Below are 22,748 nucleotides of genomic sequence, written 5' to 3' on the forward strand. Positions count from 1 at the left end.
AATTGTTTTTGGGATGAGCTCATTAAGAAATTACATGGATTATAAAATCAAGAGAAAAAGCTAGAAAACTGAACCTATATATAAATGATACATATAGAAAACAGGATGAAGGGATAAACCCTCATCAGCCTTTTTTTATCTAATTATGTATTTAAACTTGATACCTGCTTTGATTTGATTGTCTTTCTTTTGTATTCTTTTAGCTTTTCTATTTTCTTTTATACAGGAAAATGACGGACAGGCAGACCATCCTGTAGATTAGTTCAAACCCTGGGACCGTCGTGTCTTCTCCCTGCTCAGAGTTTTGTTCGACTTTAGACTTTATATTTTTCGTATCTTCTCTTTCAATAGATCGAATTTCCTGTTCAGGCTCCGAGTCTGTTACGCCTTCTCCCGATATGTTTTTTGCCTTTCCTGTTATTGCAAAGGAAGAGAAGCCCTTGACTTCGGTTTCAAAGTACAGGAATTTATCGTCTTCCCCTGACAGGCTAACTGGTAGTTGTTCCCATGTTTTGTTGCTGTACCTGTTAAGGGTAATGGAAGACTTGTCTATCTTTTGATCCTGTAGCCAGGCCTTTTCAACCTTGAAGCAGATAACAGGGTTTTCTATATTCTTTGAGGTTGCATAGCCGCTGTTTCCGACCCACACGTTAAAGGACTTATAGACTTCCCCGGAAGGCAGTTCGGAAACAAGTGCAGACTTATTCTTTAATTGTTCAACAATGGTTGTGGTCTTGCCTACGTTCTTGATTGCATCAAAACCAATATACACAACACAGGTCGCATTCTTCGTGAAGTCAAACTTTACAGCTTTTCCATTTGTGATGAAGACCTGGGAAAGTTCCTTTGTTTCAACGTTTCTTGCAGGCTCGGGTGAACCTCCACCACCGCCACCGCCACTGCTGCTTCCACCACTGCTCTTGTGGCTGCTTCCTCCAGAACTGCTCTCTTCCAGCACCTTTATTTCGAGAGTTTTTATAGCCGTGCCGTTTGCATTGGTTGCTAACAGATTTACAGTGTAGGTCCCAGGAAATGTATAGACATAAACTACAGTACTGGAGCTCACGTCAGTCACTCTGTCATTGTCAAAATCCCAGCCTATCTCAGTTGCATTTTGCGAATTGTCTGTAAACAGAACAGAGAGGGGAGCATAGCCGCTAGTAACGTTCGCATTGAAGTCTGCAACAGGAAGACCTGTATCCTTTTCTGCCTCCAGCACCTTTATTTCGAGAGTTTTTGAAGCCGTACCGTTTGCATTCCTTGCTGTCATGTTAGCGGTATAAGTCCCTGTAGAAGTATACACATAAACCGGACTCTGGACGGTAGAGTCAGGCTGTCCATTATTGTCAAAGTCCCAGCTCCATGAAACTGCATTTTGTGAAAGATCGGTAAACTGGATCACAAGAGGAGCAGGGCCCTGAGTAGCATTGGTGCCAAAATCTGCAGCAGGAAGTGCCGGATCAGGGTAAGGCTCAGGGTTTTGAAGAACATTTATTGCGCCTGTTTTTGAAGCCGTACCGTTTGCATTGCTCACCGTCAGGTTAACAGTATAATCTCCTGCTGAAGGGTATGTGTGTACGGGGTTCTGGACTTCTGAATTAGTTCCGTCTCCGAAATTCCAGTTCCATGAAGTGGGAGCTCCTGTGCTTTTGTCAGCAAAACTTACATCCAGTGGTGCATTCCCTGAGGTAACATTGCTGCTGAAGTCCGCAACAGGAATTACTGGTTCAATGATAGGTTCAGGTTTTTGAAACACAGTTATCTTACCGTCTTTTGAAGCTGCTCCGTCTGCATTGCTTACTGTAAGCTTTACCGTGTAAGTCCCTGCTGAGGTGTATGTGTGTACAGGGCTCTGTTCTGTTGAAACATTTCCGTCTCCGAAATCCCAGTCCCATTCAGTGGGATCTCCTGTGCTTCTGTCTTTAAAGGTTACAGTCAGCGGTGCATTCCCTGAAGTAACATCGCTGCTGAAGTCCGCAACAGGGAGTACAGGCTCAGGAGAATTGGACGGGTAGACAAGAGGCAGGTAATCTAAGTATGAGCTGCCCGGCAGACTGTATGCGGAGTCGGAAATTCCATCTCCATCCTTATCTACTGCTGTGTCGGAGAAACCTGTTCCATCTGGTTTTCCCCAGTAGTTCCCTCCAATATAAGAGCCGCCAATGATATTTGTGCCTGGGGTTTTTGTAGTATTATAGGAATTTCCTGATCCGCTTTTAACGGATATCTCGGTGTTATTGAAGTAGTTATTATAAATCCGGTTTCGGTCACACAAGCTACAACTATAGTACCCTAAAACACTGTTCAAAGTGACAGTATTGCCTGAAACGGTATTATCGTCAGAGTTGCCTATATAGATGCCACGCGCGGAATTGGTAACTGTATTTCCGGTAATGGTATTGCTTTTGGAACTTCCAAGCACAATTCCAAAATAACCGCAATTTATAACTGTATTACCTGAGACCGTGCACCCTGTAGAACTCACGAGATAAATCCCTTGCCCCTCGCTCGTGAGCTTGTTATTCTCGACTATACAGTTATTGCATCCGGAAAGGCAGATCCCTGAAGCACTGGACCCGGTTGCTGCAGCAGCTTTAACGCCGCTAATTTTGACATTAGCCGCCTTCACTAAAATCGCGTTGTCTGTTGTGTTTTTAGCTTTAATCATTGTATCATCAGGGTTTCCGGACGCCGACCTGATAGCGAGGCTATCTGTATATATTTTGACATTTTCGGTATAAGTTCCGGGCTTTATGATTATTGTATCCCCTGAACTTGCATTATTTACGGCATCCTGTATTGAATTCCCCGGCTCGACAGTAATCTCAGCCGCTGCTCCAATACCTGAAATTAATACTAAAATGAGAAAAATTCCTGGTAAAGTGATGGATTTATTTCTAATTTCCAATTCCTCCGTCTATTCAAGAAAGTAGGGGTAAAATCTGGATCACGGATGAAATTAATTTACCAATAATTAACTTTCATTTTTTTCCATACTCAAAAAAATATACAACTCCAATTATAAATATCTAATAAATGAATTTATTACATCAGGTTTAATTATTTATAAAATTTATTTTAACTAGATTGGAGAAAATGTGAAACAATATAAATATACTGATTTAGATTAATACTTTTAAATAGATATAAAAAAGGACCAACGATTTCAAGTAATATATTCTAATTCATAATGTCGACCTGCCGAAAGATATTACTTCGTCGTTTCACTTCATTTTTTTAGCTGTTTCTTACTGTCTATGTTTAATAATAAAAAGAGCACCATATCTTCGAAAGAAATCCATTAAAAGTGATGTCGGTATTAATTTGAAACCAGGGGAGGAGACAAAGAGACAAATATGGACTCTAAGAGTTTATCCAAAAGAAGAGTATAGCCCTAGTTCAAAGAACCATGTTTTGAATGGTGGGTGTTACGCCTGAAACTGTGAATACAGGATTACTCAAATATAATGAAGCTAATATTTAATAAAACAGGACTGGAAATATAGAAGAAGATAGATAACATTTATTATCCATATAAACAAATGATACCATACACATCGGGGGATAAAAAAGATGGGTGTAGAAGAAACCATTAGACAAATTGCAAGCGAACTTGAAAAAATTGCAACTACAAAAACTGTTGTTGGAGAGCCTATTACAGCTGCCGGAAAAACAATTATTCCCGTTTCCAAACTTACAATGGGCTTTGGAGGCGGAGGCGGAGAAGGCAAAAAGGAACACGAGTCCGGGTATGGTGGAGGTGGAGGTGCAGGTGCGAAGATCGAGCCTGTAGCTTTTATTATGATCTCCGAAGATGAAGCCAGAATCTTCCGGATCTCTGAAAAAGGCGATGTTGGATCAATCTTCAGTTCCATACAGGATGTCATGCCTGATGTTATAGATAAAATCAAAGGCATGAAAGGTAAACATAAAAAAGAAGAAAAACCGGAAGAAAAAGAGAGTAAAGAGCCGGAAGTCCGCGAAACGGAAGTCAAAGAGCACACGGAAACCTACTCTGAGAAAGGGGGCTGTTTCCACTAAATTCCTTCGGGTTAAACCCGTTTAAGGGATTTTCCAGGAAGCGGAAATAAAAGGTCAGGGTCTTCAGGATAGTCAGGACTATCCTTTTTCCCTCAACTTGTTTAGCATGCTTGCCATATATCTAATCATTCTGGTTTTTCTGCTTGTCTTATTCATACTTTTTACAGCTATAGTCCTCACCTTCAAGCTCAAGGTCCTGAGTGTAGAAGAAAAGAAAGAATTGGGGGGCATATTTACTGTAAAATGGCTGTTTTTTTCCCATACTTTTTTAATCGGCGAGCCGAATGAAAAAAAACCTATTCTTGAGGAATCAGCCAGAACAGAAAAGGAAAAAGAAATTATAGTGGAAACAGGAGCTCAACGGGACAGAAAAGGATCTAAGCAAACTGAAAACAGAGAAGTGGACCTTCTAAAAGCAGAATCCGAAGCAGAATCCGAAGCAGAATACAAAGCAGAATACAAAGCAGAATACAAAGCAGAACAAAAAATACAGGTAGAAAAAGGCAGGGGACCCGGAGAACAGAGACCTGAAGAGGAAACAATAATTATTGAGGGTAAAGAGAGAATTGAGGTTAAAGAAAAATCTCAGGGTAAAGAGAAAAGAGGGATATTTGACTGGATAAGAGGGAAAAAAAGAGTTAGTACGGAAGAAAAAGTTAGTACGGAAGGTGAGGTGGAGAGAAAGAAGGGAATGACAACCAGGGAAAAACTTCACTGGGGTCTGGAAGCTTACAAAGCCCTTCGAAAACCTCTATTTCGTCTGTTTTCCGATATGCTTAATGCAATAAAAATCAAAAATCTGAAAGCTGACCTTACCTTCGGGCTTTCCGATCCTGCAGATACAGGGATGCTTTGCGGATTTATACATGCTATTCTGGGGATGGTTTACAGCCGTTGTCGGAGTTGCAGTTTTTCTGTATGTCCTGTGTTTATGGAGTCACTACTGGATTTCCGGGGGGGTGCGGAGATCCGTATAAAAATATATTCGCTGATTTTCCCATTCATTAAATTTATATTTAACGGGAAAACTTTATCTTTTACTTATTCGATTGTTAAGGAAAAACTTCGGGGTAGTTCGAAGGTTAACTCCTAAGCTTTATGAATAAGCAATGAGGATACAAATGAATATGATTAATGTAGTGTCTCCGTCCAGACTGCATCTCACCCTTATTGATCTCAATGCAGAGATCGGCAGGGTCGATGGGGGAGTAGGAATTACTCTCGAGTCACCCAGCCTGGAAATTTCGGCAGCGGAAGCGGATGCTGTCGAAGTGGTGGGGGATTCTCTTCTCGCAGGCAGAATGCGAAAAGCAGCAAAAGCTCTGCTTCCGGCAGGGAAAGGCATCAGGATTCATATTAAAAGAGACCTTCCTGACCATGTAGGGCTTGGCTCCGGAACCCAGGCCGCTCTTTCGGTCGCAGCAGCCGTAAATGAGATTTACGGGCTCGGAAAAAGTGTCCGGGAACTGGCAGTTGCCGTGGGTAGAGGAGGAACTTCCGGAATAGGAGTTGCTGCCTTTGAAAAAGGAGGCTTTATCCTGGATGGAGGGCACAGGTTCAGGGATAAAGGTGCGTTTTCCCCTTCCGCAGCCAGCCATATGCCTCCGGGTCCTGTGCTTTTCAGGAAGGACTTCCCTGACTGGAATATTGTGCTTGCAATTCCCAATACCAAAGGTGTTCATGACGCAGAAGAAGTCGATATTTTCAAAAAAGTCTGTCCCATCCCTCTTAAGGAAGTTCAGGAAATATCTCATGTAATCCTTATGCAGATGCTCCCTGCGCTTATCGAAGAAGATCTGGAAAGTTTCGGCAGGGCAGTCAACCATTTTCAGACTGTGGGCTTTAAAAAGCGGGAAGTTGAACTTCAGCCCCAGGCTGTACTCGATGCCATGAAATATATGCAGGACAACGGGGCAAGTGGTTCAGGAGTCAGTTCTTTCGGGCCTGTTGTTTACGGGATTGTCGGAAGTCCGGAAGAAGGCAAAAAGCTCCAGAAAGAAATCCAGCGTATGCTTAACGAATCCCTTGGCGGAGAAGTACTGCTTACGAAGGCAAAGAATCGGGGCGCGGATATTTTCGGAGGCTCCGCTTGAAAATCAGTACCTGGTTTGGAGTCCTTGAGATGGGCAGTAAAGGAGAAATCCTTGCCTCCGAGCTTTTTCCAAAAGATGTAAGAGAGCTTGCACTCCATTCTCTTTCCCTGAGGGATAGCAGGCAGAATCTCCCTCCCGAAGGTTTTGACCTGAAAGCTGCAGCTGTCGAGTGCAGGTTTGTAGATTCTCTTTCGGAATATTATTCTCTTTTACATGAAGTAACTCTAGATACTGTAAAAATCCAGATTTCGGGGTCTCTTACCCCTGACCAGCGCATCATTCAGGCAGTAGAAGCTCTTGATGACATCAATGAAACCACAAACTCTCTCTCAGAAAGACTTTTTGAGTGGTATGGGGGCTATTTTCCTGAAAGCGGGCTCAATGGTGAAGCTCTTGCACTTTTTATCGTAAAATACGGCTCCCGTGAAAATGTTGCGACTGATGATCCCCTTTGCTTAAAAGCCAGGGATTCCATGGGCGCAAAACTTGAAGCTGCAGATGAAATGCTTCTTAAAGGCTTTGCAGAGAGCGTATGTAGCCTCTATGAACGGAGGAAGCAGATTGAGGCTTACATCGAGAGCAATATGGAAGTCCTTGCTCCCAACCTTACCACGATAGCGGGACCCATGCTGGGGGCAAGGCTCATAAGCATTGCTGGAAGCCTTGAAAAACTCGCTGCTTTTCCTTCAAGTACCATTCAGGTAATTGGGGCAAGTAAAGCCCTCTTCAAACACCTGCGTTCCCGGGCTCCGTCCCCAAAGCATGGTGTAATCTTCAGTCATCCTCTTATCAACACTTCACCCTGGTGGGTTCGGGGAAAAGTCGCAAGAGCCCTTGCAGCAAAACTTTCTCTTGCTGCAAGAATTGACTTTTATTCTGCAAAAAAAGACATCTCCCTTGAAGGTGCACTGGAAGAAAAAATCCGGAAGATCAGGGCTGCAAACCCCAGACCTCCTCAAAAGCGTCAGGAAGGTGGGGCAAAGCCACAAAAGAAAAGGAGGAAGTAAATGGCTGAAATAAGGCTGCTTTCCGAAGGGATTTTCGAGATCACAAAAGATAAAAGGCAGCTTGCTACCCCTAACCTTGATCCCGGAAAGGTGGTTTACGGAGAAAAGCTTGTCTCTGTTGAAGGGACAGAATACCGGACCTGGGACCCTCGCAGAAGCAAGCTTGGAGCCATGGTCCTCAAAAAATTCAATATCCCTTTGAGAAAAGATTCAAAGGTTCTCTATCTGGGCGCTGCTTCAGGTACAACGGTCAGCCACGTCTCTGATATCGTCTTTGAAGGGGCAGTATACTCTGTTGAATTTGCTCCAAGAAGTATGCGCGACTTTGTAGGGCTTGCTTCCAGGCGCAAAAACATTTTCCCTATTCTTGCTGACGCGGGAAAACCGGACAGTTACGCCCATATTGTTGAGCCTGTGGATCTTATTTTTCAGGACGTTGCCCAGCCCAACCAGGCAGAAATCGCTGCAAGAAATGCTATCCGGTTTTTGAAAAGAGATGGTTATCTCCTGCTTTCTATCAAAGCTCGTAGTATTGACACTGCGGCAAGCCCGAAGGAGATCTTCACCGAAGAAGTAAAAAAGCTTGAGAAAGCTTTCGAACCCGGATTCGAAATCTTGACTGCCAGGGACCTTGTGCCTTACCATGAAGACCACCTTGGAGTCCTGGCAAAGTTAAAGGAGTAAATCCTTCTCTTCAGGAAGCTGAATTTTTCGAGAATTCATTTGATCTGGATTCTCTGAATGGTAGTATAAGTTACTTTCACAGAGGTTACTTTCATGAAGATTACTTTAGTAAAAGCTTTTCTGGTAACCTTTAGTAAAAGTTGCTCTGGTAACCTTTAGTTAAAGTTGCTCTGATAAGCTCTAGTAAAAGTTGCTCTGATAAGAATTGCTTTATCTCTTTATATTCACAAACAACCTTTTTTTCGTGATCGGAATTAGCTTCTTCCACTCAACGATGGCATCTTCGTAAAATGTATACTCTTCCACAGTCTTATCCGAGAATTTGCCGTCCACTTCATATACATAAAAGCCCTCTTCTCCATCCGTAGAGACAACTTTTACCCTGTCTCCCATTTTCTTTACCTCGACAGCGGCTACGCTTTTCAGGGCTTCAAGCAGACTAGTACCCTTCTCTACCTCAAGCTTCCTGTTTTCTGCAAAGCGGTCCAGAAAAGAATAGACATTGTTCATTTTTATGCCTATCATATGAGTATTTCCGAACTTTTTCCTCTCTATAAGCTCGGCTTTTTCCAGGACTTTCACATGTTTTGCAGCTACGGGCACGGAGATTCCTATTTCTCTTGCAAGACCGGAGATATGCTTATCTCCTTCAGTCAGGCTTTCGAGAATAGAAAGACGTGTGTCGCTTGAGATCGCTTTGAAGAGGTTTTCTCCGCCGCAATTCATTCCTTAATCCCTCTAATACTTACTACCATGGTGGTTCTCTATTTTACCTCCATTACTTATAATTATTGCCTGATCTAAAACAAGTAACATATATTATCCTGTCTTCTAGTTGCTCTTTTTATTTATTATCCTAACAAATTTACTTTACTTATTATTCCTTACTTCCTTTTTTTAAAAATATTTCTTAGTTAACAGAGTGAATTATTGCATAATTTTTGTTAAATTCTGTTTTTTATTTGTTATTCAACCTGCGCAATCTTATTTTTAATTGGTTCTATATTAACACACTTTCATGACTATTGCTTCACTTCTATAATTACTTTTTCTGCACCCTTGTGACTGAGAGCCGGGAATTTAATCCTTATTCCAAAAAATGCCATCAATAGGCTTGTTATCCTGAAAGATAACGATTATTACCCAAAAACCAGTTTTTATTTAATTTTACTATAGATGCTCAGAAGGTACTATGGACTCTTCGACATTAACTGTTATTGGAATTATGATAGGTATTCTTATCTTCGGGATTAAAACAGGATTAGGTTGTGGATTTTCAAATATTAATAAGCGAGAAATTTTGACAATTGGAGGCAGTTATTTTTTTCTTGCCCTTTTATTCGGAAGCATTGCTGATCATATAAGCCTGGACGCCTTTGAGCGTCTTTCTGCAATGGGTATGGGAGTCCATGTTCTTGTCTCCCTGCTCCTTATAGGAGCCGGGATTTACACCCAGAAAAAGTGGAATGCAGGAAAGGATGTCTCAAGACACACTTTCCTGGCAATATCCTTGCCCTGCCCGGTTTGCCTGGGAGCTCTTGCTGTATCCTGCATGCTGCTTTCGGAAAGTCTCAACTTTTCCGGGATAAAAATAGGGCTTCTTGTAGGAATTGCTTTTTTTACGGCAGTGATAACTTCTTCTTTTCTTTTCAGGTTTGGGAAGACCCGGTTAGGAAAGACCCCCGAAACTATGGGAAGCGCCATGATGCTTCTTGGAATTTATTATCTTTTAGGGGCTTTGCTAATCCCGGCATATATGAAAACAAAACAGATGAACCTTGCTCCAATAGGTGGGGGAGATACAGGAATCGTCCCCCTTATGGGTTTTGGGGTCATTGTCTTTGCAGGTTTTTTCCTGGAACGTATAAGGAGGCAGGACCAATGAGCATGATGAATTTATTATCCGGCATGATGAATGTCTTCTCATCGGCTTTGCTGATCCCTGTAATGCTGCTCCTTACCCTCCTTGTATTTCTGGCCTTGATCCAATTGGGTGAATTCCTTTCCGAATATACCAAAAGGCACAGGGACTGGAATAACCTGGAGAGTAATTGCAAAAAGATTGAGCACGATATCCAGAATTCGGATTTTTCGGAAGCGTCCAGAAACCTTAATAACATAAAGCAAAACTACATGGTCACTTCCTTTGCAAGGGACGCTGCAAAATATCTGGAAGAGCGACATATCCCTGCAATTGAGAGGCTCTCGCAGGAATACGAGATCAAGATGGCAAAGCGGCTTGAGCAGACAAAGATAACCTCAACTGTCGGACCCATGCTCGGGCTTATGGGGACTCTTATTCCATTAGGTCCTGCCCTGATAGGGCTTTCACAGGGAGACCTCGAAACCCTTGCACAGAACCTGATGATTGCTTTTGCAACTACCGTTGTAGGGCTCTTTTCTGCCGGAATAGCCTATGTGCTTACCCAGGTCAGGAGGCGCTGGTACTGGGAGGATATGTCTGACATTGATTACATCCTGGATACCATTGAGGAAAAAAGCTGAGGCTTAGCATCTCTTAGTAAGGAGGAAGAAATCATGCGGAAATCCCGAAGATACAGGCGTACAGGGCTTTTAAGAGACGAGGATGAGCAAAACCCTATGGCCAATGTTGCCAATGTTTTTGATGTTGCAATGGTCTTTTCAGTGGCTTTGCTGGTAGCCCTTGTGATGTCTTACCATCTCCCTGAACTTCTGAGCTCGAATGAGGATTTTACAATTGTAAAAAATCCCGGGGCTGAGGATATGAAGATAATCATCAAGGAAGAAGGGAAACCCATTGAAGTAATGAATATGACCGAAAACATTGGCGGAGGCACAGGGGAAGCGCTGGGGACAGCATATAAGCTGGCTGACGGTAGGGTGATTTACGTCCCTGAAGGTTCTGAGGAAAATGGTAGCACTTCAACAGGTACATCCACTTCAACTGATGCATCTGCTTCAATTGATGCATCCGCTTTAGATTAATTTTTCAAACCTTCTGGACAAATTTTGTTTATCGAGTGATGGAATTTACCGGGATTCAGGAAAAAGAAGTTTTAAATTCCTATTTTAAATCCCTATATGAAATGCGACGTAAAATAATAACACCTTATTTTTTCTTTTTTTGGGCTGTACAGTTTTTTTAGAACAAAGGCTAAATTCTGATTTTCTCAGGATTAAAGTCTATTTTTAGTTCTATTTTTTATAAAAACGCTATCTACGTCTCTTTTTACCTGAATAGCTAATAATTGTGAGCCAAAAACCGCATTTTATGTATCTTATTTCCTAATGCTCCAAATGTTGAACATATCAAACAGAATCGGCTGCTCATTTGTTTGAGGAAGTTCTGGAGTTGAATTAAGAGCTATAATCGAGAGCCTCCAATTTCATTTCCAAAACTCGAAGACTGTTTTAATACAAGTTCCGAAAATTCGTAAACTTTTAAAATAAAATAGTCTGGTGAGCTGGGCATCCTGATTATTTTTCTCCCGGGGTGCCCCGGAGTTCATGATAAATTGTCTGGGGATAAAATGCATACGGCACAAAGCAGGTTGTTGGTTTTATGTGCGGTGGTTCTTCTACTGCTGACACAGAATGTATCGGCTGATGGAAATCAGGTAAACATTACTTTTATCTGTTATGATGGAAGCGCCCTTGCTGTGGCAGAGGAGTCCAATCCATACAATGCAAGTATAAATGTAACATATATTTCGGGGTATGCCAACTTTACTAATGTCACCTTTGAAAACCAGGATGTGATATTTTCCTACATGCTCTGGTCGCAGTTCGAAGATATCGGGGATGACCTTGAAAGTGCTCATGAAAATGGGACTGCACTAATAGACATTACATCAATGATGGATCCGACATATATTAACACTTCAACTTATGATCAGATCTTTGCTGGAACTAGCCCATATAATTCTACTGAAGAGAAATTCTTCTACAATATGGGTTCTAGGGGAGTCCTGAAGAAAAACGCTGAAAACTTCCTTATTTATCTCGCAAAAACTTACGGAGATAAACCTGAGCTTACGGATAGCTGGGTTTATCAGGACCCTGTAGAATTCCCTGAAGCTGCGCTCTATCATCCGGATGCTCGCTCTTCTACAAACGAATCTCAGCCCGACTGGTTTGAAAATACCACCGATTACCTTGAATGGTACTCTAACGCAACTGAGTCACGACATATTTACTACAAGAGTAAGCCCACTATAGGGATCTGGTTCCACGCTTCCGATTATACAGGTGATAACCTTGAAGTCATAGATGCCCTTATTCGTGATCTGGAAGGAAAGGGCTGCAACGTAATTGCAGGCTTTGATACCTTCAATGATATCCACAGGTTTTACTTTGACGAAAATGGAGAACCTCTTATCCAGTGTGTAATTTCTCTTAAGAGCTTCCGTTTGAATTATGAAGATCCTGATAAAGGTGTACAGGAGCTTGAAGACCTTGACGTTCCTGTTCTCACGGGACTGGTCGTTTCAAACCCTGCCGATTCTACAGACGTAGCTGACAGCAACAGGGGTATTCCCGGCAGTGAAGTTGTGTATAAGACCCTGCTTCCGAGTATTGATGGGATTTTTGAATACATTGTAATAGGGTTTGATAATTACGACTCCGAAACCGGAGAAAGCAATTATGAGCCACTGCCTGCACAGGTAGACTGGATGGTCAACAGGTCAATCAACTGGGCAGAACTGAAGCTAAAGGAGAATGAAGACAAGAAAGTAGCTGTCATCTATTACAACTACCCTTCAGGAAAAGACAATATAGTGGCAAATTACCTCAACACCACCCAGAGCATGCTTGATCTTCTCAATTCAATGAATGAAAGCGGGTATGAAGTCTCCGGAATTCCTGATAATAGCAGTGCACTCATGGAAATGCTTCAGGCTCAGGGCATCAATATCGGTTCCTGGGCTCCGGGTGCTTTGAATGAAATGGTAGTAAATAAGACTGAGTGGGGAGTTCGCCTCATACCCATGGAGACTTACAGAGAGTGGTTTGAGTCTGAAATTCCGGAAGACCTGAGAGCCAACGTAACAGCTGAATGGGGAGAACCCTGGTCTGAAGATCTGCCTCAGGATAAGAGCGTTATGGTCTATGAGAATGAAACCGGAAAGTACATTGTAATTCCTGCAGTGCGTTTCGGAGACGTCTGGCTCATGCCTCAGCCTGCCAGGGGAACAGGGCAAAACAATGACACCCTTTACCACAGTAGTGTTGTACCACCCACACACCAGTACATAGCTTTCTACCTCTGGCTGAATCATGACTGGCAGCCTGATGCGCTTATTCATATGGGTACTCACGGTACGCATGAATGGCTTCCGGGTTCTACTTATGGTATGAACAGGACTTCTGACTGGTCTCCTCTGCTTCTTCAGGACCTTCCGAATATCTACCCCTATATAGTTGCCAACGTGGGAGAAGGAATAACTGCGGAGTACAGGGGCAATGCCCTGATCATTGATCACCTGACTCCAACTCTCGAACGCAGCGGGCTTTATGGAGGCTTGCTGAACCTCTCAATTGATGTCCAGCAGTACTACGATCCCAGCATTACTTCCCAGACGAGGGCAGGATACAGGCAGGCAATAATCGATGAGATAACGGCACTTAACCTTGGTGTCGATCTTGGTATGGAGAATGTAACCGCTCTCCAGGATTACAGTGAAGAGGAATTTGAAAATTTCGTCAAAAATGTCCTTCATGAGTATCTGGAAGATGTAGGAAATGAAAATATTCCATACGGGATGCACATTCTCAGCCGTGTTCCCGGAACGAACATGACAGATCCTGATAAAGATGAACTCTCTGCAATGGTAAGGGCTATGCTTGGAGGAAGCTTTGAGGATAATGTTACTGCCTTCTATCCGGAGTCTGTTTATCCTCTCGGAATTCCGTTAAATGATACAAAAGTTACCAGACTTGTCTGGGAGGTCGTAACCAATAATACTGGCGTTTCCGCGGCGCAGCTTGAAGTTTACGGAGAAACAAACAGTTCGGTTACACTTGACCTTGAACTTGGACTGGAATACAGGGACCGGCTTCTTGACTGTGATGTGGAAATTGACAAAATTCTTTCAGCCTTAAACGGAGGCTTCATCTCTCCAGGTTCTGGGCTGGACCCGATAATGAATCCGGATGCTGTGCCTACAGGGCGCAACTATTACAGCATAAATTCGAAGCTCTATCCTTCAAAAGCAACATGGGAGATCGGAAAATCTCTTGCAATCCAGATGCTTGAGGACTACTATAGCGAGCATGGGGAATATCCTGAAAAGGTTTCATTCTCAAGGTTCGGGGTGGAGTTTATTGCAGACCACGGAACTCTGGAAGCAGAAGTGCTTTATATGCTTGGAGTACAGCCTGTCTGGGACGAGTACGGGTATGTTACCGGAGTTGAAGCTATCCCTGAAGAAGAATTGCTGCCAAACTATGATATGTCAAAACCGGGGAGACCGCGTATTGATATTGTCTACACAACCGCAGGAATGAGGGATGCTTTCCCTGATAAGATTAAGATGGTAGATAGCGCTGTAAAACTTGCAAGTTCTCTTCCTGGCGAAAACTACCCCAACTACGTTAATCAGAGTTCCCTTATACTCTACGATACCCTTGTCTCCGCAGGGTATGACAGTGAAACTGCAACAAAACTCTCTACAATGCGCTGCTTTGCGGTAATGGACGGTACTTATGATATAGGAGTCTCAGACGCGGTCAGTGCAAGCGGGACATGGGACGACGAAGAAGCTATCGCAAACGTATACCTGGACAAAATGGGATACGCTTACGGAGAGGATTTCTGGGGCATACAGTCCAGAGAACTCCTTGAAGGCAACCTGAAAAATGTTGAAGCTTCCGTGCATTCATCCTCTTCAAACCTTTACGACTCCCTTGACAACGATGACCTTTTCCAGTATTTCGGCGGCATGAACCTGGCAACAAGGTATATTAGCGGCAACACTCCGGAAATGTATATCTCGGACACAAGTGACCTGGACGGGGCTCAGATGGTGGGAATGCAGGAGTACCTCAGCAAGGACCTGCGGGCCAGATATTTCAATGACAAATGGATCGAGGGGATGCAGAGTTCCGGATATTCAGGCGGCAGCATGATGTCAGAATTTGTGGACAACCTCTTTGGATGGGAAGTCAGTGATCCTGACCTTGTAGACGACACTGTCTGGCAGCAGGTGTACGAAACCTATGCCAGTGATGCTTCTATGAGAGAGTGGTTCAAACAGAATAATCCGGACGCTTACCAATCAATCACTGCCAGGATGCTTGAAGCTGTCAGGCACGATTACTGGACACCTTCGGACGAGGTTATTGAGAGCCTTGCAACAGCATATGAAGAGTCCGTGGCTGAGAATGGGGCTTCATGCTGTCACCATACATGCGGAAATCCCCTGCTTCATGAGTTCGTAAGCGGGATGGTATCTGTTCCGGGTTATTCCGAGCAAATAAAGGCAGCAACTCAGGTCGAAACTCAGGAGATCACAGAAGAGACTCAGAGCAGCAGTAGCAGTAAAGGGCATCAGACGAGTGTTGACGAAAAACTGAACCAGACAGCCAGAGCAAATTCCGAATCCCAGGACAGCAATCAGACTGTTCAGGACTCTAACACGGGATACGGAACAGATTCTCCAGAACCTGCTCCCGAGGTCCGGCAGACTTCTGAACCCGATTATGTGGAGGGCTACGAGATGCAGAAGGAACCAGTCGAAGAAGCAGAAAATGGAGGTATCTCTTTCTCGGGCTCTGATATTGTCGGAATTCTCTTCGTGATAGTGGCAGTTGGAGGTATCTATCTCGGGTTCCGTAAAAAGAAAATGTAAGTAAAAGAAGATTCAAACCTTTCTGGAAGGAGAGCGCTTTTTAATTCTGTGCTCTTTTTCTTTTCCTTTTCCTTTTTAACCCTATTTTTATCTCTCTTTTCTTCTGGAAGACAAGGCTTTTACAATAAAAAACCAATTTTAATGCAGAGGCGAGGAGTTACTTTAATCAAAATAATTCTTCTTTTAATTATTCTGCTCTTTATGCTGTTGCCTGCTGCGTCAGCTGTGGAAATAGGGTTTGGATATGTCCCGGTAATCTGAACTTCGCTCTTTCACCGGGGGACTCGGCCGAAGTTTCCCTGTCCGTACTCAACAAAGGAGCCAGCACAGAAGAATATCTGATTTCTCTGGACAATGAGGTTTATGCCGGCTGGTTTGAAATAACTCCTTCAAACTTTGAACTTCAGCCAGGGCAGGAGAGGCAGGTTACTGTTAAACTTTCCGTTCCTTCTTTGGCGCGGGGGGACGCGGATTGCAAAATTGAACTATTACAAACCTCTGACACAAATGTACTTATGGGGTCAGAGTCCCTGTCCATATCGAAATAGTTTCTCCAAACTAATCTTTTTCTGGAGAGCCTTCAGGTATTTCTTTCCCTGGAACAGGAATTGCAGACAATAGAGATCCGGGGATTGAAAATAAACCGAGTAAAGCCTTTTCTGAACGGGAAAATAAAACGGATCAAACTGCCAAAAAGCACGGATTTCTCTATATTTTCGTCTCCTCCATTCTCGTAGGAGCAGGCCTGGCGTTTCTGGTTGTCCTGCTTAGAAAGCTACTGGACAAATAAGAGCCTTTCTGAATACCTTATTTTTCACTTTTTACCTCTTCCTAATTCCTTTTCACATTTTTGTTATCTTCTTAGCTAATGATTATTATCTAAAATCGCAGGTTTTTATGTAAGTAAGGTAAACTTGAGTTCAAATTGGTCAATATATTTCTGATTTCGAGGAGAACAGTTGATGATTTTTTGAGGCTATTGTTCTTTAAAATACCCTCAAAAATTTCCAATTGAATGATATTTTCCCCTCGTGTTGGGAAGTAAAGTTTACTTTATTTATTTGTGCAAAATGAAATTTTTTCCTATCAAGTCTGACCTTTCAAGTTTGGCGTGGTAAATTTCAAGCTAAAATTTTAAGAGTATCTTTGAAAACAGCATTTAGCTTCAAGATCATATTCTGATATTCTAACGACCTGGAACTTAAATTATTTGGAGAAGAGGTTATGAAAAAAAAGTTGATTAAAGGAACATCTGCTTTGAATAAAAAACTTAAAATTTACGGATTAATTTTTTTGATGCTTTTTGTACTGGTTTCAACTGCTCAGGCATCTGAAAGCGAAGATGCGCAATATGAGCTGGTTGCAAATTTAAACTGTGACGAGAGTGGATATTATGTCTTTAATAACATTCCTGATGGTAACTATACTCTGGTTGCAACTAATTATTCTGATGATAAAAGTAAATGGTACACCGCCTCGCTGAATATTACGGTGAACAGTGCGGATCTGGTTGACCAGAACCTGCTTATAAACGGCAGCAACAATATTGATCCTTACTGGGTTCAGGACTTGCTGAATAACTCTTTTGTTTCTACTTCTTATGCTACAGGGTTTTCGGTTTCTGGAATCTCTTATGTTATGAAACTTGAATATCCGAAAATGAGTACTGTTGTTTTACTTAAGAATAAGTCCGGCTATGGATTTGTAGAACTTCCAGGTCTCTCTGATTCTTCTGATTCTAATTCTTCTGATTCTAATTCTTCTGATTCTAATTCTTCTGATTCTAATTCTTCAGATCCTGATAGTTTCGATCAAAATTATACCGAATCTCAGGACTTAGAAGAAAATCAGAACTCTACATCTGAATATCTTTTCAAGTTTTCCGGCAACACTACAAGCGATGAGAACGGAGAATACCTCTTCTCAGATATCCCTAATGGAGAATACAGGCTCATGGCTGTAGTATACAGCTCTTCTATGGGCGGGATGTGGCTTGCCAATGAAAGCGAATTCAGTGTTGAAGACAGTCAGCCAGTAAATGTCACTTTTACGATGAGAACCGATGAGAATCTCGATTATGAAGAGATCCTTGGCTATCTGAACAAGACCACTATCTCCGGTAAGACAATAAGCAAAACCGGGGAAAACAAGGCTGGAACAGATTTAGTCCTTACAACACAGGCCGGAGAATTCGTTGCTAACACTACAAGTGATGAGAACGGAGATTATATTTTCTCAGATGTTCAAAACGGGGAATACAGCCTTTCTGCTGTCATATATAGTTCTTCTATGGGTGGGATGTGGCTTACCAATGAGAGTGAATTCAGCATTGAAGGTGGTCAGCCTGTAAATGTCACTTTCGCCATGAAAAGCGATGAAAGTATTGATTATGAAGAGATTCTTGGCTATTTAAACAGGACTACTGTTTCCGGTAAGACGATAAGCAAGACCGGAGATAACAAAGCTGGAACCGACCTTGTTCTTCTCACTCAGGAAGAAGAATTTGTTGCCAACACTACCAGTGATGAGAATGGAGAATACCTCTTCTCAGATATTCCGGATGGAAAATACAGGCTTTCTGCTGCAGTATACAGCTCTTCCACGGGTGGGATGTGGCTTACCAATGAGAGTGAAGTAAGTATTGAAGGTGGTCAGCCGGCAAATGTCACTTTAACCATGAGAAGCGATGAGAGTATCGATTACGAAGAAATACTCGGCTATCTGAACAGAACCACTATCTCGGGCAAGACAATAAGCAAAACTGGAGACCTCAAGACTGGAACCGACCTGGTCCTCCTGAAAAAGACGTACGGCTCGTCGACTCAGGATTCGGATTCTTCACATACCGGTGACGCTTCCCATCTCGATATTGCCATAATTACGGGATACTCAAATTATGACTTTAAATTAAATGCTCTGGCAGAGAGGATTAACGGTAACCCTTCCCTTAATATGAGCGTTTCCTATTACCTCCCGGCTACAAGCGGAGAAAACGTTGACCTCAGCGGCATGGATATAATTTATATCAACATGTTTACAGACAGTGCCGGCAAACTTGAAAATACAGTCAACGAAGCGATAGCAAACGGGGCTGTTATTATAGGTTATAACACTTATTTGCCCGACAGCATAGACAACTCTTCCTTTCCTTCGTCATTTACGGATGTAAGCGATTTTAAGGCTTACCTTCAGGAGTACTGGGTGTTTGGGGCTACTAATGACTCAAACTTTGATAATCTGATCTTCTATCTGGCCCAGGTGTTCTATGGTCGTGACGATCTTCAGGTCTCAGCTCCTGAAGGGGCCGCCAGTGCTATTTATCACCCTGGTATGGCCAATGGTTCTTATTTCACATCCAATGCGAGCGAATACTTTGAATGGTACGGCAGCAGGAATGAAGGTGAGCATTCTTTCAATGAGAGCGCTCCCACGGTAGGGATACTGTTCTATCTCTCCTATTATCCCGCGGATATGCAGCCTATCGATGCGCTCATAGAGGAGTTCGAATCCAGAAATGTGAATGTCATTGCATGTTATGGGTCAAGCGAGGAATATGTTGACAAATTCCTCAATTACGACAACTCTACAAAAGTGGACCTGATAGTCTCGACCACCTATCGCAGTCAGTACTTTGATGTTGAAGAACTGGGAGTTCCGGTTATCAACTGCATCCTCAACGGTTACATGAACCTTGCCGAATGGCAGAATGTCAGTGACCCTTTGACAAGTACCTATATGATCAGGCTGTACAGGCCCGAGACCTGGGGCTGGATCGACCCGATAATGATTGCCTCCAACGAGATGGATAATGAAACAAATTCTGAAGTTTATGTCCCTGTTGCAGATCAGGTGGAATGGCTCGTTGACAGGGCAGTTGCTCAGACCGAGCTTTCCGGAAAGAATGAATCCGATAAAAAAGTTGCAGTCCTCTATTACAGCCACGGCTGTGGAAATGACAGCATAGGAGCTTCTTACCTTGAGGTTATCCCGAGTATTAACAACCTCCTTGAGGGAATGGCAGATGCAGGCTATGATGTTGATCAGAACTCCATCCCGAATGAAAGTGAGTTAACGGATCTGATGTTAAAACAGGGTACTAACATAGGGACCTGGGCTCCCGGAGAGCTTGAAAGACTCGTAGAATCAGGTGGAGTCGAGCTGATTCCCGAATCCACATACCTTGAATGGTTTGAGTCCCTTCCCGAAACCTGCACGGAAGAAGTTCTTGACACGTGGGGGCCTGCTCCCGGGGAACTGATGGTCTATGAAGACGATTCCGGGGACAAATTCCTGGTAATTCCGAAAATCGAAGTCAGCGACAATGTAATCCTTGCTCCCCAGCCAACAAGAGGGTGGCTTTCGGCCAATGAAATTCTCTATCATGACGGAGAACTGTCCCCTCACCACCAGTACCTTGCATTCTATCTCTGGCTCCAGAATGAGTACGGGGCAGATGCAATTGTGAATATGGGCCGCCACGGGACTGTGGAATGGCTCCCCGGAAAAGAATTCTGCCTCTTCAGTGATGAATGGCCTGCAATCATTAATGGGGATATCCCGGTTATCTATCCCTATATTATGGACGGGATGGGAGAAGGGATGCAGGCAAAGCGCAGGGGCAATGCAGCGATTATAGATCACCTGATCCCGCCTGTGGTGCTTTCCGAAAGTTATGGGAATTACACTGAGTTGAGCAGCAAGATTTCCCAGTACCAGACTCTTCCCAGCGAATCCGAACTGAAAGAACTTCGCATGCAGGAAATCGTTTCTCTCACCGTGGAACTCAACCTGGATGAGTTTGTAAACGTAAGCCTCTCTGAGAGTGAGGATACGGAAGAAGAGTTCCTTGACGAGCTTGACGATATTCTGGAGGAACTCAGGACCACTTCCATGCCCTATGGGCTTCACACACTCGGGACCTCGCCAGAGGGAGAAAACCTTACACAGATGGTATACTCGATGCTGGGTGACGATTTTACAGGAGAGGTGGCTGCATACAATAGTTCCGGAACCGCTCCTCTTTGCCTTCTGGACCTTGTTCTGCTTCAGAACATGAGTATTGCAGACGCTCAGCAGCAGGTGCTTGGGAACAGTTCCGAAGAAGTGACTGATTATCTGACCACAGCTCAGGAATACGCAGAAAAACTCGGAGAAAGTGAAAATGAAATCCAGCAGATCCTTAAGGCTCTGGACGGTAAATACATCGAGCCGAATCTTGGTGGAGACCCCATACTCCGACCGGATGCACTTCCATCAGGAAGGAACTTCTATGCCTTTGATGAGCAGCTTCTCCCCACAAAGCAGGCATGGGAGCTTGGTAAGGAAATGGCTAACCAGACAATCGAAGCCTATCAGGCCGAGCACGAAGGGCAGTACCCGAAAAAAATCGGTTTAGTCCTCTGGGCCGGCGAATCTACCCGGAACGAGGGTGTAACTGAGGCTGAAATCTTCTACCTGCTGGGAGTCAAACCGGTCTGGGACGACGACGGAGATGAAGTTGTAGATGTTGAACTGATTAATTCTTCGGAACTGGGCAGGCCGCGTATTGACGTGCTTGTACAGATTTCGGGGCTTTACAGGGATACTTTTCCCCATAAGGTAGAGCTGATCGATAAGGCGGTCTATCTCGCTTACAATGATCCTGAAAATCAGTACGGAAAAGATGAGGAAAGGCCTGCTCCTGTGTATATTCCCTATGACCAGGAAGAAAATACGAATTATGTCCGGGAGAATACCAATGACCTTTTCTCTGTCCTTAACGAGTCCTTCCAGAACGAGACAGCTTCAATGACTATAGCCCTTTTGAGAGTCTTCGGGCCTGAGGACGGCACTTACGGGACCGGACTGGCAAATGTTGTTTCTGTGAGCAATTCCAGCACCAGCGAACTTGCTGAACTCTACATAGACAGGATGAGTTATGTTTATGGAGAATATGTATGGGGAGAAAGTATAGCTGAAATTGTCGAGCAGTTCCAGATTGACGGCAGCTCTGTTGATAATACGGAGGTTTTTGAGGCTAACCTTGGAGATGTCGAGGTCACGGTTTTGAGCCGCAGTTCAAGTACCTACGGAGTCCTGGATAATAGCGACGCCTTTGAGTACCTGGGAGGCCTTAACCTTGCAGTTTCCTCTGTTTCAGGACTCTATCCTGATTCGTACATAATGAACCTGCAAAATCCAGGTGACGAAGAGATAGAAACCCTGAGTGAATACCTTACAAGGGAAATTATCACTCGCAGCCTGAATCCTAAATATATTAAGGGAATGCTGGGAAGTGGTTTTGAAGGTGTGAGCCAGTTATCGGATTTTGTTGAAAATCTCTGGGGCTGGGAAGCTACAAACCCTGACCTGATCAGTGACGATATCTGGAACCAGGTATATGAAGCCTATATAGCTGACTCAGAACTCAGTAGTGCACTCAAAGAGGGTAATCCCTATGCATACCAGTCTATGACTGCCAGGATGCTGGAGACTGCCCTTGAAGGTAACTGGGAAGCTTCTGATGAGGTCCTCGAGAGCCTGGCTACGGAATATGCAGAATCCGTTGTTGAAGACGGGGTCGCCTGCTGTCACCATACCTGCGGAAACCCAACCTTAAACAGCTATGTTGCAGGTCTGGTTTCGGTTCCCGGTTTCACCGAGGCAATCGAAAAGGCAACATCAAGTGAATCTTCCCAGAGCGGATCTTCCCAGCAACCAGAGAACAGCAGTATCAGTAGCAGTCATAGTGATCATGATACTGGAAAAGCTACTGTAGTTTCAAAAGACAGTACAGCCACCAACCAGACATCAAGCGGCGGGGAATCAGCCAGTAACCAGACGGTTCAGAATTCCGATGCCGGTTATGGTGTAGATTCTCCAGAAACTGCTCCTGAAATCAGGAATGCTGCAGATTCCAATTATGTGGAAGGCTACGAGATGCAGAAGGAATCCGTCGAAGAAGCAGAAAATGGAGGTTTCTCTTTCTCTGGATCTGATATTGTCGGAATTCTTTTCGTGGTAGCAGCAGTTGGAGGTATCTATCTCGGGTTCCGTAAAAAGAAAATGTGATATCTGTATAGAAGAAAAGAGCTTTCATTTTGTGCTCTTTT

General features: G+C 43.5%; 12 protein-coding genes. 10 read left to right on the plus strand and 2 right to left on the minus strand.

What is annotated here, in order from left to right; all coding sequences use genetic code 11:
- Positions 1–208 precede the first annotated feature (208 nt).
- Positions 209–2,908 (minus strand): PGF-pre-PGF domain-containing protein, encoded by a 2,700-nt coding sequence (locus FXV91_RS06685; RefSeq protein ID WP_229389671.1) that lies wholly within the window; start codon positions 2,906–2,908, stop codon positions 209–211.
- Between the two features lie 665 nt (positions 2,909–3,573).
- Here FXV91_RS06685 and FXV91_RS06690 point away from each other — a divergent pair.
- The 5 genes from FXV91_RS06690 to FXV91_RS06710 all read left to right on the plus strand — a co-directional run bounded on the left by FXV91_RS06690 (position 3,574) and on the right by FXV91_RS06710 (position 7,825).
- Positions 3,574–4,041 carry a spore germination protein GerW family protein gene (locus FXV91_RS06690; protein ID WP_229389673.1) on the plus strand — a complete coding sequence of 156 codons (468 nt, stop codon included), beginning with the start codon at positions 3,574–3,576 and terminating at the stop codon, positions 4,039–4,041.
- A 106-nt stretch (positions 4,042–4,147) separates the two neighbouring features.
- The gene (locus tag FXV91_RS06695; RefSeq protein ID WP_229389675.1) at positions 4,148–5,134 is read left to right on the plus strand and encodes a DUF2953 domain-containing protein; all 987 of its coding nucleotides are present in this window, start codon (positions 4,148–4,150) and stop codon (positions 5,132–5,134) included.
- A gap of 34 nt (positions 5,135–5,168) precedes the next feature.
- The gene (locus FXV91_RS06700; protein ID WP_229389787.1) at positions 5,169–6,134 is read left to right on the plus strand and encodes a beta-ribofuranosylaminobenzene 5'-phosphate synthase; all 966 of its coding nucleotides are present in this window, start codon (positions 5,169–5,171) and stop codon (positions 6,132–6,134) included.
- Positions 6,131–7,141, plus strand: coding sequence for an NOP5/NOP56 family protein (locus tag FXV91_RS06705; RefSeq protein ID WP_229389677.1), 1,011 nt, complete (start codon positions 6,131–6,133; stop codon positions 7,139–7,141). The genes FXV91_RS06700 and FXV91_RS06705 overlap by 4 nt, the downstream gene beginning before the upstream one ends.
- Positions 7,142–7,825 carry a fibrillarin-like rRNA/tRNA 2'-O-methyltransferase gene (locus tag FXV91_RS06710; protein ID WP_229389679.1) on the plus strand — a complete coding sequence of 228 codons (684 nt, stop codon included), beginning with the start codon at positions 7,142–7,144 and terminating at the stop codon, positions 7,823–7,825.
- A gap of 210 nt (positions 7,826–8,035) precedes the next feature.
- Here FXV91_RS06710 and FXV91_RS06715 read toward each other — a convergent pair whose 3' ends face one another.
- Positions 8,036–8,551, minus strand: coding sequence for a winged helix-turn-helix domain-containing protein (locus FXV91_RS06715; RefSeq protein ID WP_229389681.1), 516 nt, complete (start codon positions 8,549–8,551; stop codon positions 8,036–8,038).
- A gap of 466 nt (positions 8,552–9,017) precedes the next feature.
- Here FXV91_RS06715 and FXV91_RS06720 point away from each other — a divergent pair, with 466 nt between their 5' ends.
- From FXV91_RS06720 to cobN, 5 genes are all read left to right on the plus strand, one after another.
- Positions 9,018–9,710, plus strand: coding sequence for a DUF2162 domain-containing protein (locus FXV91_RS06720; RefSeq protein WP_229389683.1), 693 nt, complete (start codon positions 9,018–9,020; stop codon positions 9,708–9,710).
- Positions 9,707–10,330 (plus strand): MotA/TolQ/ExbB proton channel family protein, encoded by a 624-nt coding sequence (locus FXV91_RS06725; RefSeq protein WP_229389685.1) that lies wholly within the window; start codon positions 9,707–9,709, stop codon positions 10,328–10,330. Before FXV91_RS06720 ends, FXV91_RS06725 begins: the two co-directional genes overlap by 4 nt.
- Positions 10,331–10,363: 33 nt before the next feature.
- Positions 10,364–10,792 carry a DUF2149 domain-containing protein gene (locus tag FXV91_RS06730; protein ID WP_229389687.1) on the plus strand — a complete coding sequence of 143 codons (429 nt, stop codon included), beginning with the start codon at positions 10,364–10,366 and terminating at the stop codon, positions 10,790–10,792.
- Between the two features lie 545 nt (positions 10,793–11,337).
- On the plus strand, positions 11,338–15,657 hold the full coding sequence (locus FXV91_RS06735; protein ID WP_229389689.1) for a cobaltochelatase subunit CobN: 4,320 nt from the start codon (positions 11,338–11,340) through the stop codon (positions 15,655–15,657).
- 1,224 nt (positions 15,658–16,881) lie between these two features.
- On the plus strand, positions 16,882–22,707 hold the full coding sequence (cobN, locus tag FXV91_RS06740) for a cobaltochelatase subunit CobN (RefSeq protein WP_229389691.1): 5,826 nt from the start codon (positions 16,882–16,884) through the stop codon (positions 22,705–22,707).
- Positions 22,708–22,748 lie beyond the last annotated feature (41 nt).

Origin of the sequence: Methanosarcina sp. DH2 (assembly GCF_020804225.1) — an archaeon.
Taxonomy (GTDB): Archaea; Halobacteriota; Methanosarcinia; order Methanosarcinales; family Methanosarcinaceae; genus Methanosarcina.